18 protein-coding genes are annotated in these 15,247 nt (G+C 28.6%); 3 read left to right on the plus strand and 15 right to left on the minus strand.

The features are described 5' to 3' along the window. Positions 1-9: 9 nt before the first annotated feature. From JJC01_13855 to JJC01_13920, 14 genes are all read right to left on the minus strand, one after another. Complete coding sequence (locus JJC01_13855; protein ID UDN57250.1) at positions 10-993, minus strand: phage tail protein; 984 nt, start codon at positions 991-993, stop codon at positions 10-12. Further along, positions 994-1,692, minus strand: a complete 699-nt coding sequence (locus JJC01_13860; protein UDN57251.1) for a DUF2313 domain-containing protein — start codon at positions 1,690-1,692, stop codon at positions 994-996. Then, complete coding sequence (locus tag JJC01_13865) at positions 1,689-2,741, minus strand: baseplate J/gp47 family protein (protein UDN57252.1); 1,053 nt, start codon at positions 2,739-2,741, stop codon at positions 1,689-1,691. Before JJC01_13865 ends, JJC01_13860 begins: the two co-directional genes overlap by 4 nt. Further along, positions 2,734-3,162 (minus strand): DUF2634 domain-containing protein, encoded by a 429-nt coding sequence (locus JJC01_13870; protein ID UDN57253.1) that lies wholly within the window; start codon positions 3,160-3,162, stop codon positions 2,734-2,736. Before JJC01_13870 ends, JJC01_13865 begins: the two co-directional genes overlap by 8 nt. After that, complete coding sequence (locus JJC01_13875) at positions 3,162-3,488, minus strand: DUF2577 domain-containing protein (protein UDN57254.1); 327 nt, start codon at positions 3,486-3,488, stop codon at positions 3,162-3,164. The genes JJC01_13870 and JJC01_13875 overlap by 1 nt, the downstream gene beginning before the upstream one ends. 14 nt (positions 3,489-3,502) lie before the next feature. Continuing rightward, complete coding sequence (locus tag JJC01_13880) at positions 3,503-5,032, minus strand: C40 family peptidase (GenBank protein ID UDN57255.1); 1,530 nt, start codon at positions 5,030-5,032, stop codon at positions 3,503-3,505. A gap of 281 nt (positions 5,033-5,313) precedes the next feature. Next, complete coding sequence (locus tag JJC01_13885; protein ID UDN57256.1) at positions 5,314-5,736, minus strand: hypothetical protein; 423 nt, start codon at positions 5,734-5,736, stop codon at positions 5,314-5,316. Then, entirely contained in the window at positions 5,736-8,183 is a 2,448-nt protein-coding gene (locus JJC01_13890; protein ID UDN57257.1) for a hypothetical protein, read from the minus strand. The genes JJC01_13885 and JJC01_13890 overlap by 1 nt, the downstream gene beginning before the upstream one ends. Continuing rightward, positions 8,183-8,350 (minus strand): hypothetical protein, encoded by a 168-nt coding sequence (locus tag JJC01_13895; protein UDN57258.1) that lies wholly within the window; start codon positions 8,348-8,350, stop codon positions 8,183-8,185. The genes JJC01_13890 and JJC01_13895 overlap by 1 nt, the downstream gene beginning before the upstream one ends. Before the next feature lie 26 nt (positions 8,351-8,376). Continuing rightward, complete coding sequence (locus tag JJC01_13900) at positions 8,377-8,823, minus strand: phage portal protein (GenBank protein ID UDN57259.1); 447 nt, start codon at positions 8,821-8,823, stop codon at positions 8,377-8,379. An 81-nt stretch (positions 8,824-8,904) separates the two neighbouring features. After that, positions 8,905-9,333 (minus strand): phage tail tube protein, encoded by a 429-nt coding sequence (locus tag JJC01_13905; GenBank protein UDN57260.1) that lies wholly within the window; start codon positions 9,331-9,333, stop codon positions 8,905-8,907. Positions 9,334-9,346: 13 nt separating this feature from the next. Further along, the gene (locus JJC01_13910; GenBank protein UDN57261.1) at positions 9,347-10,411 is read right to left on the minus strand and encodes a phage tail sheath subtilisin-like domain-containing protein; all 1,065 of its coding nucleotides are present in this window, start codon (positions 10,409-10,411) and stop codon (positions 9,347-9,349) included. Between the two features lie 4 nt (positions 10,412-10,415). Then, complete coding sequence (locus tag JJC01_13915) at positions 10,416-10,859, minus strand: hypothetical protein (GenBank protein UDN57262.1); 444 nt, start codon at positions 10,857-10,859, stop codon at positions 10,416-10,418. 251 nt (positions 10,860-11,110) lie between these two features. Continuing rightward, positions 11,111-11,551 (minus strand): hypothetical protein, encoded by a 441-nt coding sequence (locus tag JJC01_13920; protein UDN57263.1) that lies wholly within the window; start codon positions 11,549-11,551, stop codon positions 11,111-11,113. Between the two features lie 467 nt (positions 11,552-12,018). Here JJC01_13920 and JJC01_13925 point away from each other — a divergent pair, with 467 nt between their 5' ends. From JJC01_13925 to JJC01_13935, 3 genes are all read left to right on the plus strand, one after another. Further along, complete coding sequence (locus JJC01_13925) at positions 12,019-12,339, plus strand: XRE family transcriptional regulator (GenBank protein ID UDN57264.1); 321 nt, start codon at positions 12,019-12,021, stop codon at positions 12,337-12,339. Between the two features lie 82 nt (positions 12,340-12,421). Next, entirely contained in the window at positions 12,422-12,928 is a 507-nt protein-coding gene (locus tag JJC01_13930) for a hypothetical protein (GenBank protein UDN57265.1), read from the plus strand. A gap of 709 nt (positions 12,929-13,637) precedes the next feature. Further along, a complete protein-coding gene (locus JJC01_13935) occupies positions 13,638-14,393 on the plus strand; it encodes a peptidylprolyl isomerase (protein ID UDN60185.1) in 756 nt (251 codons plus the stop codon). Between the two features lie 148 nt (positions 14,394-14,541). On the opposite strand, the gene JJC01_13940 is transcribed toward JJC01_13935, so the two are convergent. Then, on the minus strand, positions 14,542-14,970 hold the full coding sequence (locus tag JJC01_13940) for a CBS domain-containing protein (GenBank protein ID UDN57266.1): 429 nt from the start codon (positions 14,968-14,970) through the stop codon (positions 14,542-14,544). Positions 14,971-15,247: the final 277 nt, after the last annotated feature.

A 15,247-nucleotide genomic window follows, 5' to 3' on the forward strand; every position in this document is an offset into this window, starting at 1 on the left:
CCCCTTTATTTATCTTATTTCATATGAATACTTATTTAGAGTTATATCTTTTTGTTCTTTTAAATAAGTATTACTAGATTTTGTCTCAACAAAATTATTATCCATATCATGTATATATCTAACTCTATTTGCACTAAATGGTAATACCACATCTCTAAAAACCACATTACCAACTTCGCCTGTTATACACTTTCTATTTAAATCTAATTTTAGTCCTTCTATAGCTACTATGTTGTTTCCATTTGCTAATGTATCATACCAGTAACCTGCCTCATCTACAGTTACTTCTGACTCTAATTCTAAGTATATTAATATATCTAATACTTTTTCAGATAATTTGTTATAGCTATTTTTTAAAACTGATATATCAGTTTGTATCTGAGCACTTATAACATCGTCAAAAGATATATTTTCTATTTTTTTAACTACTTCATTTATAGCTCCTGATAAATCTTTAGAATCTGTAGATAAAATTTCTTCTCCAATTTTTACTTTTATTTCTTTTATATTCTTATCAAACTTATCGTCTAAATCTTGAATATCCTTTTGAGTCACAAAAACCAACGTTGGGTCCACTTCCAATGTCACATTTGAAGTATTAGACAATTGTAAAATCATCTTTACAACTAAATCTTTAATACTTCCATCTTCAGCACGTGGCTTATACGTCTCTGGATATTTCCCTATAGCTATTATATTGTTCTCATTATCCAAAACAGCAGCTTCTCTTATCATAAATCCACCAACTGTTCCTGGTAAAATAGTCTCTATAACTATCCAGTTAGGATTCTTCTCATCAATTCTTAGAGAATTTATATTCCCTTCCCAAACTACATTCTTTAAAGCAGTTTGTTCTTCTGTTGGCTCATAATATTCTCCATTACTATCTCCAACTTGAAACTTGGTTAATCCTACAAGTTCCCCTAGTGCAGTCGCATTTGCTATTTTTTCTCTACCAATTTTGGTTAATATTATATAAAATTTTTCTTCCAACTATACCACCTCCGATTTAGGATAAACTACTACTTTTTCTACACCTGTACTATTTGCAATAGCTATATTAATCTTACAATTACTTTCAATATATTTAATACTTAAAGGATAAACCTTTATTTCTTCTCTACTTAGCATTCCAGCTCCACAATTTATAACGGCACTACATTTTATAATTGGTTCAAAATATGGGTGAACTTTTACTTCCTCACTACAGACCATACCTCCACCACAATAGACCATACTTTTATCCAGTATTATAGGCTCTAAATAGTGCAATAAGTGAGCAGGTTTTACTTTTTCAATCATATCACTACAATCTAAAAGAGTTTTATAGTCACAGTTATTTGCTATAAAGCTCAGTATGAACGTAAATTCATCACTATAAATTTTTATGTCTGTTTCTGATTTTGTATAGGCTTCACATATACTTTTTATAACCTCAATAGTACTAGTTCCTCTACTTCTCATTTTAGCTTTTATATTACTACGTCTTGTATTAAAATCAATGTCTTTTTGTTCGATGCAGAGTATATCTTCCCACACATCTAGACCCCACGTTGCAGTATCTACAAATAATTGGGCAAAAGTATCATCAATATCATATTTGAGAATATCTAACTCTGTATCATATGCATTTTGTATCTCTTCTACAATGTAATTTCTATCAAATGATGGCAGTTTATCAATTAGTTTCATTGATTTTCCACCTCGCTAAAATCAACAGATGTTACACTTGGTATTTTGTCCTCAGTAATAGTTATATTATCTGTGCTTCCATTTATAAGTAAATTGCTTAAATCATGTACACCAATGGTGTTTATAAGTATTCCCATAACCTTTGTATAAATTATTTCTCCTCTAATCTCTCTAAAGTATGAATTTATACTTTCTAAGAAAGATTCTTTAACACTATCTAAGGTGTATCCATCTTCTAATTTCATTACTGCACTTATATTTATTTCTATTGGTGCTGGTGTCACAACTGTTATAGTTGGTCCAATAGGTTTTTCTTCATCTAGATGTTGCTGACATCTTTGAATGGTTTCTGTATCAACAGCTTGATTGTTTTTCCCAAATATAAGGACTTTAATCGTACCTGCCCCATCCCACCTTGGATAAACTTTGACATTGTACACTCCATCTACTTCCAAAGCCCATTCTTCATAATGAGCTTTATTTCCACTTGTAGCTTGGTTTCTTTGTATCTTATAGAATCGTTCTTTTAACTCTTCATCTGTCTCTATATCTGTTCCACCTTCAAAACTTCTTGTATTAACAATCTTTGTGATACCAGATATATTGTCAACTAACTTGAATTCACAATTTGTAGATAGATTATATTTCTTACCGACTTCTAGAGCTTGAACTGGACTATTGTCACCTTCTTCACTACCAATAGTTACATCTTTTATTACTACAAATAGTAAATCGCTATATGATATTACTGTTCCATTAGTTATTACAGTTCCTTTTTCTCCAATAAATTCAACTTCTCCATTTGACTCTGTTCCCAACTTTCTATATACACCAAATTCATTAACTCTCTTGTCAAGAAACTGATTATATGTATCTTGTATAAAAGCCATTTTATGTATTTTAGAAAGTTCTATATATATCTTTGCAAGTTCTAGATTATTTCCAGATACCATATTGTTTAGAAAAGAACCCTCACCTTTATAAATATCAAGCTTGATATTTTCAAGAGTTCTATTTTTTATTATTTCATATGTCTGGTCACTATACATTTATTTCCACCTCCCCATAGATAGTGGATACTTTTACATTTGCACTTAATATGTCTCTGTTAAAGTTAGCACTTTTTACATTTACTTCTAATATATATGGATTTATTAAAAGAGCTTCTTTTATAAACCTGCTCGCTTCACTTTCTGTAAGGCCTTTTGTATATTTTTGCCCTATAAGTTCTGAAAGCTCTGTTCCATATTCTAAAGAGTATATCTCATGTTCATATCTATTTGTTTTTATGCACTTGTATATCCAAACTTTTAAAGCTTCTTTTTTTTCAATTATTTTAAAATCACCTTTTTCTAAAATAGGCTCATCTTTTTCAAAATCCCAAGCTACTTCACGAAAGATTGGCAATTCTTCTGTTTTAGGCAAAATATAATCTTCTGGGACACCTATAAAAGGAAATATCGCACTCATTATAAGCTCACCAACTTACTTACAACAGCAAATTTCTCGCCTATTCTAAACATTATTACCATGTCTCCAGATTCAAAATTATCTATAAAAGGATTTTTTACTTCATGTTTATGTTCTTGATTTGTTTCTGTATCAAAGGATTCTACCTGTCTATCAAGTATCCAACTATCTATTAAAATATCTTCTTTTTCTAATATGATGTTGTTTATCTCTATTTTTAAATTTGGTAGTTTACTTTTAATTTTTCCAATAAAAAAAGAAGGTTGATTATGATACTTTCCTTCTTCTCTCATTATTCCTATAAATTCATTAATCGGATTTGCCATTATATCACCATCCTCTAAAAAATCCTTCTAGCTATGTTAAAGTCTTTTCTGCTATTAAAATTACTTACTCTAATTTTTTTACCTTTACCAGGTGCTTCTATAAATTCTCCATTTCCTATATATAATCCAACATGACTTACAGGATTATGGAAAAATACTAAATCTCCTGCTTGTAAATTTTTTTTCTCTACTTTCTTTCCTACTGTGGATTGTTGGCTTGAAGTTCTTGGCAAATTAATACTAACTTTCTTAAAGCAATAAACCATTAACCCAGAACAGTCAAAACTATTTGGTCCATTACCACCCCATTTATAAGGCTTACCTAGATGTTTTTTTGCTTCTGATATTACTGTTTTAGCTTTATCAGATACATTACCAGCGTAACCACCAATAATAATCTTTCCTTTTCTTCTTCCAAATTTACTAGCTTCTTCAACATTTCCAAATAAAATATCTATGTGGTATGTTCCATTCTTTTCTATAGTTATTGCAGATCCTACATCATTTACTTTATACACTCCGTCGCGTCCAGAAACTCCTGTAATTACCTGTATTTCATCTCCATAGTTCAGCAGAGGATGTTTATTTAAAAACTCTTTTGTGTAGTAAGTTTGTTCATATTTACCAACCATAGGAGCAGCACAAGTTTTTTTAGATGGGTCAAGTTTTTTCTCTCTACAGTCTGTATCTCCACCTTCTTCTTTTCTAGGGCAATAAGCTGTAAATTCTGCTGTAAACTCCGTTCCTCCTGTATAACCTTCTCCTCCTAAATTACTTTCTTCTTTAGGTTCATCTTGACCTGCTGACTTTTCATCCATAAGATTTTGAAAGTTTAGTTCAAGTTCAATTTGATACTCTCCATTTTGCCATGTATGTTTATCTGTATCTATATAAAATAACCCTACAAGCTTTGTATAGGAATCCTTAACTTTTACCCCTCTGCCAGTTATACAACTTACATCTCCATAACCTCTGAGAGAACAGCTTTTTTCTATACCTTTAAACTCACTATCCACATCTACATCTTGATTTTCTTGTTGCTGAATTACTTTTTGCATTATTACATTTACTTCTTTAAAAATTTCACTGTCTACTTTTTCACTAATCTTACTTCCATACTGGTCTACTACTATCACCTTATTTTTTACATTTTCCATACTTTCTGAAAAAGTAGTATTTATAATATTAAATCCCTCTTCAAACATAACACTTAGTGTAACAGTTCCTTTTTCAATAACATTAAACTTATCTAAATTGGCTTCTATCATATACTTTTTCTTAGTCTTCTTGCTTGCCTCTGTATATGCACTCATTATAGTATCATATCCATTTACTCCTATAAACATCTTAGTATGCTTAACATTAGTCTTTGCTATTGTTCCAACTGCAAGCTTATTTTCAGCAAAGACTTGCTTTGCTATATCTTCAACTAACTTGTCTTTAAAGTTGTATGACACTTCACTTTGTGTAAGTAGAAATCCCATATCTTTAGATACAAAACTAATTTCATTACTACTTGAATCTTTAGACCTATTAATTATCATTCCTCTAAAAAGCTCTTTCTCATCTACATAAAAACAAATCGTACTAGCTATTGGTATATCTATTTGTTGAAAATTCACATCAAAAGAGGATTGGATTATTGAAAACTCTAGAGTTCTTGATGGAGATTTATAATCACCTGACCAAGAAACTTTATCTACTATATCAGTTATATCATATATACTTCCATTTTTTATGTGTACCCAAATTTTAATAATAAAAAATCACCTGCCTTTTCATTTAACTTTATCAGCAGTTGTTTACAACTTATTATCCATAATAGTTATTTTTTTGGAGTTACCTTTGGTATTTTTATTCTTTTATACTCTTTTAAATCTAATGTAAAATACACATCTCGAGTCCCATCTCTTTCTTCATAGCTAAAACCCTCAATTATGACCTCCATATTTATATTTGTTTCTGTAATTGTAAATCTTAATATAAGCCCTTCATTCATCCATTTTTCAATCTTATTTACACAATCATATGGTGATGGAAAACCTGTATAATCACAAAAAGTATAGTATTTATTTGGAAAAAAACTTGATATTGAAATACTTTTAAGAGCTATACCTCCAAAAGTTGCTATTTCACCTATTTTGAGTATACTAGAAGAGTTTACAGCAGCTTTTCCATTAATACTAAAGGAAGATGGAAATACTGGAAATCTAAATCTATCTTCTGCTTGTCTAAGCCACATTTCCATTATAATACACCTCCTAATTGTGCCATTTTTATACTTGAAACTAATTTTGATGTAATTTTTTCTATATCAGCTTCTTCTCTAATTACTATTGTATCAGCTAACTTGGCTATGCTTATATTTCCACCACTTTTTCCGCTTCTATATTGATTGGCTTCTTGTTTAGTTAGAACCATTTCCCCCTCATGAAGTCTTGTTGGGTAGTCATTATAAGGTACATAGTTTAATCCAAATGCCTTTCCAAACAGTTCACTTATATCAGGATTTGTACCTGAATCATGAGCTAATCCACTGTCCATACCTTCTTCTTCATATTTCTTTCTTCTCTCTGTAATATATTTACCTATTTTAGCAGTTATCGGGCTTTCATTTATAGACTTAACCATCTTCTTCCATGAATCGCAAATTAAATTTATAAAATCAGATAAGTTTTTTAATGCATCAAGAAAAGAATCTAAAAGTGGCTCCAAAAACTTCCATGCTTCTTCTAAAATTGGACCTAATGTTTCCCATACAGTTTTCCATACGTTACCCATAGTTTCAATAAAATAATTTATTTGTGGAGCATGCTCTCCTAAAAAGGTAAAAATTCTTGTAATAATTGGACTAACAGCCTCAACTACAGGCCCAATTAGTTGAAATGCTGTAGTTACTATTGTACCAAATATACTTATTAACCCTTGTGCAATTGGTGATTTATTATTTATACTGTCTAGTAAATTATTTACTAAGTTTACTACTGGTAATAATGAATCCATTAGTGCAGTAAAGTCAATATTTTGTAATAGTGTATTTCCTGTATTAACAATTGCTTTTGGAGCATTCCCTATCATTCTTGCTGCACTATTTTCAAAATTTTCTTGTTTATTTTCAGTCATCATTTTACGCTTTTCAACCTCACTAGAAAGTCGAAATTGGGCAGAATCAGGAAGCCCTTTTTTATTTTTCATACTTCTAAATTGCATTTGTTCATCCTTATTACTAGTAATTCCTCTACCATTCACTACATTACCTATCTTTTCGGCCATTCTTTTAGATATACTAGCTAAATTTGATAACCCACATTCTATAAAAGTTTTTATTTTCTTTATTCCTTGACCTAAAATATCATCGAAAGGTTTAACAATACTCTTCAAACCATTATTAATACTTGTTTGAGCACTTGCTATTATACCTGGTATTGTATTACTCATTTCTTTAGCTAATCCCATCTGCTTTATACTTATACCTTCCAATGCTTCATCAAAAGTTTTATAATTTTCTCCTACCAAAGTATTAAGAGATTCCATATTCCCCTTTGCTGCACTTAAAAAAGCTGCTGATACATCTTGTGTACTACTTGTATCCATATTTAAAGCTCTAACATCTACCATAGCCTGAGTTATATCTTCTTCTTTTTTACCCCCAGTAATATTACTAATCATTTTAGCTTTAGTTCCCATTGCAACAACATCTTCAGGATCAAAAGGTGTATCATTTGCCATATCTACTAAACGATTATAATACTTATCAACATCTTTTTTACTAGTACTCCCAGTATTTCTTTTCATTACACTTTCTAAAACAACTTTCTGATTTTGCTCTTGACCAAGTAAGTCAACACCCTTTTTCACAGCAACACCTATAGTAGCACCATTTGTTAAATCTGATATCTTCCCCTTTATAGAACTAAGTATTCCACTCGCCATATCCTTTACAGCTATTGCACCTGTCCATACCTTCCCTGCAAACAATCTCAACTTAGGAAATACCTTACTTATAATACTACTTGCCATATCTTTAAGATTAACAATTCCTTGCCAGCTATTTTTAATAAAGTATTTCAATTTTTCCAAGAGATTACTTACAACACCCTTAGCTGTATCCTTTATTTTTATTACAACTGGCCATGCTTTGTCACTAATCTTTTTTAACTTTTCAAGTACTTTACCAAGTACCTTTTTTGCACTTGAATTTTCTATCTTTAACCTTATATTAGAAGCAAGGCTTCTTAGGAAACTTATTTTTGAATTAGCTTTTTCAATCTCTTTAGCTTTAAAATCAAATATTATTATAATTTTGGCATTTGAGTTCAATTCATTTTTCTTTTGAATCAGCTTACTGAAATAATCAATAATCATAGCTATAGTTACTGCTAGTCTCATAATACTTCCATTTAAACTTCCAATCGTTCCTGAAGCAGAATTTATACTAGAACTTAATTTTGTCATAGTAGAACTTGTACTACTAGCAGTAGTCTGAACTTTTCTTAAAGAAGAATTCAAACTATTTAATGTACTACTTGCACTTCCAATAGAATTTTTTATACTACTAGCCATTACATTAGTAGAAAGAGAAACAGCCACAGTTGCTCTTCTAAAAGTATCCGTTACTGATATGATTTGATTCATCTTTGGAGTGTAATTATCTGTAAGATACATATTTATACCTTCTTCTCTTACATTACCCACTATATACCACCTCCTGTCAAAGGACAAACTCCGTATCCATGCTTCATTTTTTCAACTTCCTCTTCAATTTCTAAGGCGAAAAAAGCTTCAATAAGCTTTAATTCGCCTTTATCCATTGCATAAAAAAGGGACGGTCTAATACCTTTTGTCTTCCAATAATAATACATTATTGTAGTTTTGGTATCCGTCCCTATTAGTTTTTTACCTCTTCTATTACTGCATTTTTACCATAACCCATTACATCTTGAAGGATTCTGTATAAATTAGTAATTTCACCTGGTAACAATAGCTTTCTTGCCAATTCCTTTGGAGTTGGAGCCTTAAATTTACTCATTAATTCCTTGTTTTTAAATAAAAGCTTTCCATCTAAATCACAAACACCTTCTATAATTGTAAGCATCTGCATCTCTGGTAAGTCTATATCCGTTTTCATATTTTCATCAATTTTAAGACAAGTATTTTGTATCTCCTCATCTTTACTTATTGTTAAAGCTTTGCACATTACTTTAAATTCCTGATCAAATATACTTGATAATCTCTTAAGTTCAACTACAGTACTTGGTCTTTCTAAATTGTCTGTATCTGCATTTAAAAGTAAGTCTACTATATTTATATTTTTTGATAATCCATTTTCACTCATTATTATCTACTCCTTTATCAATCAATTTCTATTAACTAACAGCATTTATTAACTATATATTTACTAACTATCCAGATAAAACTAAATTATATCAAGGAAGTCATACTCAGTAAATGTGAAAGGAGCCTCTATTTCTCCTTTTACTCCAACTTCCCAATCAGCTAAAGTTAAGTCATCAAAAGCTATATTTTTTACTGCTATTCTTTCTGCTCCATAAGAATCTGGGTCATTTAACTTAGATATAGCTACAAATCTAGGTTCAGAACCTCTTTTTATCTTTTCTCCAATTAACTTATGCATTCTTGAACTGACATGATATAAAGTTATTGAACCTTTCCCTTTATATCCCATATACTTCGTATCAGTTCCCATTTGACCTGCTATTATAATATCTTCTTTTGTAAATTCCATCTTTGCTTGAAATTTCTTTACTTCTGCCACTTTATCTCCATCAAGCCAAAGTTCTCCCCAAGTACCACTCATTACATTTCTAGCTTCCATATTTGCCATATTAATAATCCTCCTATATTTCTATTGATAAATCTATATCTTCCATAGCATCTAGTGCTTTTATTGTTGCTTTTAAAAATACTTTAGAACCAGTATTAGCTTCTTTTATTTCTTGTGAAGTCATATAAGATAAATCTATTCCCTTTAATTTCAAATAAGATTTTTGTGCTTCAAAATCTATTTCAACAGTAGAATTGGACTCTATAAGAGCAGATTTTTCTAGTTCTTCTAAATAACCTTTTATCGATACTATTAATAGGCATTTATTATCGTAACTATTAGTAACTTTTCCTATATAGTCATCTATAATTACCTTTCTTATATCACTATGTATAATATCCAAAGTGTCAACTATCTTGATTTTTTGGAACATCTCTCCTTTTTCTTCAGTTAAATCAGTTAAAGAATTTATTCCTCTGGCAATTCTTATAGCTCCAGCTTCTTTAATAAGGATAAGCTCTCCATTATTAACTTTTGACTCTGCATCAGCTTTAGTGCTTTTAGGTATATCAATAACATCACCAAGCTTAGTATAAGTTATTGATTGACTTAAAGGTGTTCCTGCTATAATACCAGCTATTCTACTCGTAAACTCCTCAGCACTATACTTCTTTGTTCCAACTAATGTATCTTCTGTAGTAAAATTAATTATTCCCTCATGATTTCCTGCAACTTTGCCCAATATCGCTTTAACTTTAACCTTATCTGTATCTCTAAGTTTAATTATCCAGCTTTTGATGACATTCTTATCAGCTTCTATTGCTTTAGGCATACATAAATAATTAAATTCTTTAGTTTCTAAAAAGTCTAAGGAACTTTGAACCTCTTCCTCTTCTCCTAACACATAAACTAATACTTTATTTGGTGCATTGACATTTCCCATCAAAGCCATATTTATATAGTCTTTATTTTCAGCAGATAAATCAGCTGGTATATCTTCTTTTTCATGTATTTCATTAAATCCTAGTGCTTTGGTATCTTTAAGCACCATTGCAATTATTCCTCTAGCTGAACGCTCTTTAACAGTTGTAGCTAGCTCCTTAAATGATATATTGATACTTGGTAATCCTATAGCCATACTATCACTCTCCTAAGTTTAAATTTATTTCTTCCATATTTTCATATACTTCTTCTTCTTCATATACACTATCAAGAAAGTTTAATGTAATTGAAAAGTTCAATGTATAAATTGACTCCTCTTTTTTAATGCTTTGTTCAATTTTAGCTATATTTAATTTTCTATCTCTTACATTTACAGTTCTATTAAATAGCTTATCAAGTTCATCTGAAACTTCATACATTCTTATATTATTTGATTGTGGTCTTGGTAAATACTTTATAGACATAACAACATCTTTGTTGTTTGTCTTTAACATTATGGGTGTACAAAGAACTGATACCATACTTACAAAAAAACAAGACCCTTCTGAACCTTGCATACTTTCATCATCAATAAAAATACTTTCATCAAAACTTTTTTTAAGTATATCAATAATTGTTTCTAATATTTCTTTGTTTTTAAGCAAATAATCACCACGCTATCACTAAATATTTTTTTACTTAATGTGGCAAACTTCTTATGAGTAGCATAAGTAATTTTTAAAGATACATCTAATTTCTCTATTGTTATGTTCCCTCTATATTTTTAGGTAATATCATGTTTCTCAATTCCTCACCTCCCTCACTATAGATTTCTTTCACAATAACATTATCTCATGTATTTCAGTGGGTGTTGTTGCTATAGTGTGTATAAAGTGTTGTAAAAGTGTTATGTTTTTTATAATATTTCACTTAATTTACAAATCATCTTTTTCTTTAAGTTGTAGCAAGAAGTTCTATCTAAATGCAATTTCATAGAAATATAGGTCATATTATTTTTAGTCTTACTATTATAAAAGAGATTAAAAAATTCCATCTCCATATCATTTAGACAAGTTAGAGCATTTTCTATTTTTTCCTTTTCTATTTCTATATCATCTTTTTCCATTTTTAATTTTCTTAATCTCTCCTCTTTTTTTATAACTTCATTTTCAACAGAAGAACTTATATTATATGTAGTACTAGTTTTTTCAGTATAAACTACAGCTCCACATCCAAAGTATTCATTTTCACATCTTTTTATATCTAGGTTAATATTCTTTATCTTTACATCCAAATACTTGTAATTATGTAATCTTTCATCTACTTCCTTAAGTAATATATCTTTTTTATTATCCATTGTATTTCTCCTTTTTATATTTTATTGTCTTTAGCCTTAACTTTATAATGATAGTTTCTAATCAATAGCCTTATTGCAAGTTCCACAAACTTTAAAGAACATTTTGTTCTATATATATTCAAAAAATTTTATTCATATTTTGTTCTGAAATAACAGAATTTTTTATGCAAAATGAATCATAACTTTTTATGCCTATTTCTACTCTTGATATATAATTATTTGTAATTCCCGCTTTCTCCAAATTTAGTTTGCGACAACCTTATAGATTCTCTGTAACCTTTTAAATTATTTTTAAACATACTTTTCTCCTCCTAGTATAATTAAGAATATTTTGTTCTTATCTATATTCATTATATAGAATTATTTGTTCTTTATCAATATTTTTTAGAAAAAATCATTCTTTTTTCTTTTATTAGTTTTAATTTTTAGAACAATTTGTTATAATTTATACATAAGGTGGTGTTATAATGTTTGCCAAAAGATTAAGAGAACTTAGAAAGGAATTTGGATTTACTCAAAGAGAACTTGGTGAAAAAGTAGGAGTTTCTCAAAGAGTTTTAGGATACTATGAAACAGAAAACAGATTTCCTGATGAACATATTTTAAATAAATTGGCTGATGTATTTAATGTATCAGTTGATTACCTTCTTGGAAGAACCTTGGTTAAGGAAAATATTGACACTGTTGCGGCACATAGAAAAAATCCACATGAAGACTTACCTGAAGAAGCTCAAGAACAACTTAATGATTATATAGAATTTTTACTAAATAAATATAAAAAAAAATAAACTATATAATGAGCAGATTTATTTCTCTGCTCTTTTAATATAACTTTTCATCAAACATACATTCTATATTAGGGGGATTTTTATGAATAATTTGGATAAACTTTTTGAATTAGCTTCTCAGGAAGAGATAATAATTCATTATACCACTCATATTGCAGGTGACTTAGAAGGATTATATATAAACAGGCATGGTATAAAAGTTATATCATTACTCAGTAACTTAAAACAAAATACCAATAAACTTACATCCATATTAGCAGAGGAACTTGGACATCATTTCACTAGTTTTGGATACTATATATCCTCTTATAATGATTATTACACAAAAATCATTATAGACAAATGTGAAAATAAAGCTTTAAAATGGGCTTGTGAATTTTTAATTACAGAAGAAGATATAATAAATATAATTAATTCTGGTATTACTTGCGTTTATGAAATGGCTGATATACTTAATGTAGATATCAAATTTTTTCAAAAAAGATTGGAATTCTTATCATTAAAAAAACAAACTTTACCACTTGGTAATAATAAATATCTTGTATTAACTAATTTGCCATATTTCTACATATTTGATCCAATTTCATAATAAAATGGTAGTAATTTTAATTGACTTAATAACAAAAATCTATATATTTATTTTAGCAAATTTTGGTTTCTATAAACTCAATATTAATATATAATAATGATAGCACATTATTTTAAATTCTAAAAACAAATACATGCTTTTTTAAGAAAGGTTGTTTGATGAATGTATAAAGAAAAGTTTTTTGATAATTATTTTAAGTTCTTAGCACTATTTTTTTGGCCAATTATGTGGTATAAGTGGATAGTAATTTCAAATGGTACTCTTGAAAATACATTATTTACTGCTTATACAATTGTTGCAATTATTTACATCATTTTATACTCAATATTTATAATAAAATATAAAGACATTACACAAATAGATTTCTTTTACAGGATAAGCACTTTACTTGCATTTATATTTACTCTTTTTAGTTTCTTGATATATCCAAAGAGTTTATTTTTCTTGTATCTAAAGATAGTTTTTACTGGAATATATTTTTATTATTCAATAGTAAAAACACTTAAATTTAAACATGAAGAAGGAATAGTGGGAATTATGGCCTCAATTCTATTGATTGTAATCACCTTGTTCTATTAAATCTAAGTCTATTTGACTTAATATGACTTTAAATGTTAGACATATACATCGTTTTCTGATATTATTTAAGTTGGTAGCTTTATATTAATAATGAAATACACTATAAAAGGAGTTAACTATTATGGAAAATATGGAAAAAAAAGTTTTAGTAACAGTTGGAGAAAAAGAGATAACTAATATTGATATTGAAAATGCATTAAAATCATTAGATCCTTATCAAGCAATGCAATTTAAAACTGAAGAAGGAAAAAAACATTTATTAAATGATTTAGTAAACCAAGAACTATTCTTCTTAGATGCTAAGGACGAAAAATTAGATGAAGAAGAAGTGTTTAAGTTAGAAATGAAAAAAATAGAAGCAAATGTATTAAAGCAATTTGCTATAAATAAAGTTTTATCTAGTGTTGATGTAACAGAAGATGAAAAAGTAAAATTCTTTGAAGCTAATAAGAGTTCTTTTTCTAAACCAGAAAGTGCAACTGCTAAACATATACTAGTAGATAGTGATGAAAAAGCTAAAGAAATACTTGCTCAAATAAAATCAGAAGAAATATCTTTTGAAGATGCTGCTGTTAAACATTCTTCTTGCCCATCTAAAGATATGGGTGGTGATTTAGGAACATTCGGTAGAGGACAAATGGTTCCTGAGTTTGAAGAAGCTGTATTCTCTATGGCTAAAGGTGAAGTAAGTGAACCAGTTAAAACTCAATTTGGATACCATATAATAAAGTTAGAAGACCTTCAAGAAAGTACAGAATCTACATTTGATGAAGTTAAAGATGAAGTTGAAAAAAGTTTATTATACCAAAAACAAAATGAAGTTTATGGAAATAAAATAAATTCTCTTAATGCTAAATATGGAAATCTTGTAAAATACAACGACTAATAATAAAACAACAGATAAAAAAGGCTGTCTTATCTATAATTTTTAGAAAAGACAGCTTTTATATTAAAGTTTAAGAATTTAATTTCATATTATTATTCTTTTATTACAAAGAATAGAAGTAGAAACTTGAAAAGTTTCAAAAAATTTTCTAATTATCATCTGCTAAATTTTTATATCCACGTATTATCTCATAACAATAACCTATTACATCTCTTCTTTTTATTATCCCAATAAATGTATCTTGGTCATCTATAACAGGAATAAAATTTTGATTTAAAGATTTTATTACTAAATCTTCAATATCTGCATTGATGGAAACAGGAGAATTATCCATTTTTCTATTTATATCTGTTACTGGAACATCTTCCAATCCTTTTAGGTCCAGATTTAAGTCGTTTTTTAATGTCCATAAAAAATCACCTTCTGTTATAGTTCCAATATATTTACCCTCTTTGCTTATTATTGGAATTGCAGAGTATTTGTGATATTCCATTTTTTCTAGGGCTTGCCTTATAGTGTAGTCTTCATATATATATGCTACTTCACTTTTTGGTGTTAGAAAGAATAATATGTTCATTACACTACCCACCGTTACCGAAAACTTATAAATATTATCCAATATTTATAATGTTACTTTTTTGCAGTAACTTTCTCCTTTCTCATTTTCTAAGTATTTTTTAGATACTATACGCTGTAACAAGCGTTTTTCTTTTAATAGCTTTAAATGTCTATACTTTATTAATATTTTTATATGGTCTATCAGCGTCACTTATTCTTTTTATAGAAAATTAACTAGAGGTTAATTGACTTAAACTTAGCCATAATAATTTTACTCTACACTATTAATTTTAACA

Origin of the sequence: Clostridioides sp. ES-S-0010-02 (assembly GCA_020641055.1) — a bacterium.
Classification (GTDB): domain Bacteria; phylum Bacillota; class Clostridia; order Peptostreptococcales; family Peptostreptococcaceae; genus Clostridioides.

Excerpts from the sequence above, each read along its gene's own strand:
- JJC01_13860 (UDN57251.1), bottom strand. The coding sequence starts at position 1,692 with ATGAAACTAATTGATAAACTGCCATCATTTGATAGAAATTACATTGTA.
- JJC01_13865 (UDN57252.1), bottom strand. The coding sequence starts at position 2,741 with ATGTATAGTGACCAGACATATGAAATAATAAAAAATAGAACTCTTGAA.
- JJC01_13870 (UDN57253.1), bottom strand. The coding sequence starts at position 3,162 with ATGAGTGCGATATTTCCTTTTATAGGTGTCCCAGAAGATTATATTTTG.
- JJC01_13875 (UDN57254.1), bottom strand. The coding sequence starts at position 3,488 with ATGGCAAATCCGATTAATGAATTTATAGGAATAATGAGAGAAGAAGGA.
- JJC01_13880 (UDN57255.1), bottom strand. The coding sequence starts at position 5,032 with ATGATAATTAATAGGTCTAAAGATTCAAGTAGTAATGAAATTAGTTTT.
- JJC01_13885 (UDN57256.1), bottom strand. The coding sequence starts at position 5,736 with ATGGAAATGTGGCTTAGACAAGCAGAAGATAGATTTAGATTTCCAGTA.
- JJC01_13895 (UDN57258.1), bottom strand. The coding sequence starts at position 8,350 with ATGTATTATTATTGGAAGACAAAAGGTATTAGACCGTCCCTTTTTTAT.
- JJC01_13900 (UDN57259.1), bottom strand. The coding sequence starts at position 8,823 with ATGAGTGAAAATGGATTATCAAAAAATATAAATATAGTAGACTTACTT.
- JJC01_13905 (UDN57260.1), bottom strand. The coding sequence starts at position 9,333 with ATGGCAAATATGGAAGCTAGAAATGTAATGAGTGGTACTTGGGGAGAA.
- JJC01_13910 (UDN57261.1), bottom strand. The coding sequence starts at position 10,411 with ATGGCTATAGGATTACCAAGTATCAATATATCATTTAAGGAGCTAGCT.
- JJC01_13920 (UDN57263.1), bottom strand. The coding sequence starts at position 11,551 with ATGGATAATAAAAAAGATATATTACTTAAGGAAGTAGATGAAAGATTA.
- JJC01_13925 (UDN57264.1), top strand. The coding sequence starts at position 12,019 with ATGTTTGCCAAAAGATTAAGAGAACTTAGAAAGGAATTTGGATTTACT.
- JJC01_13930 (UDN57265.1), top strand. The coding sequence starts at position 12,422 with ATGAATAATTTGGATAAACTTTTTGAATTAGCTTCTCAGGAAGAGATA.
- JJC01_13935 (UDN60185.1), top strand. The coding sequence starts at position 13,638 with ATGGAAAAAAAAGTTTTAGTAACAGTTGGAGAAAAAGAGATAACTAAT.
- JJC01_13940 (UDN57266.1), bottom strand. The coding sequence starts at position 14,970 with ATGAACATATTATTCTTTCTAACACCAAAAAGTGAAGTAGCATATATA.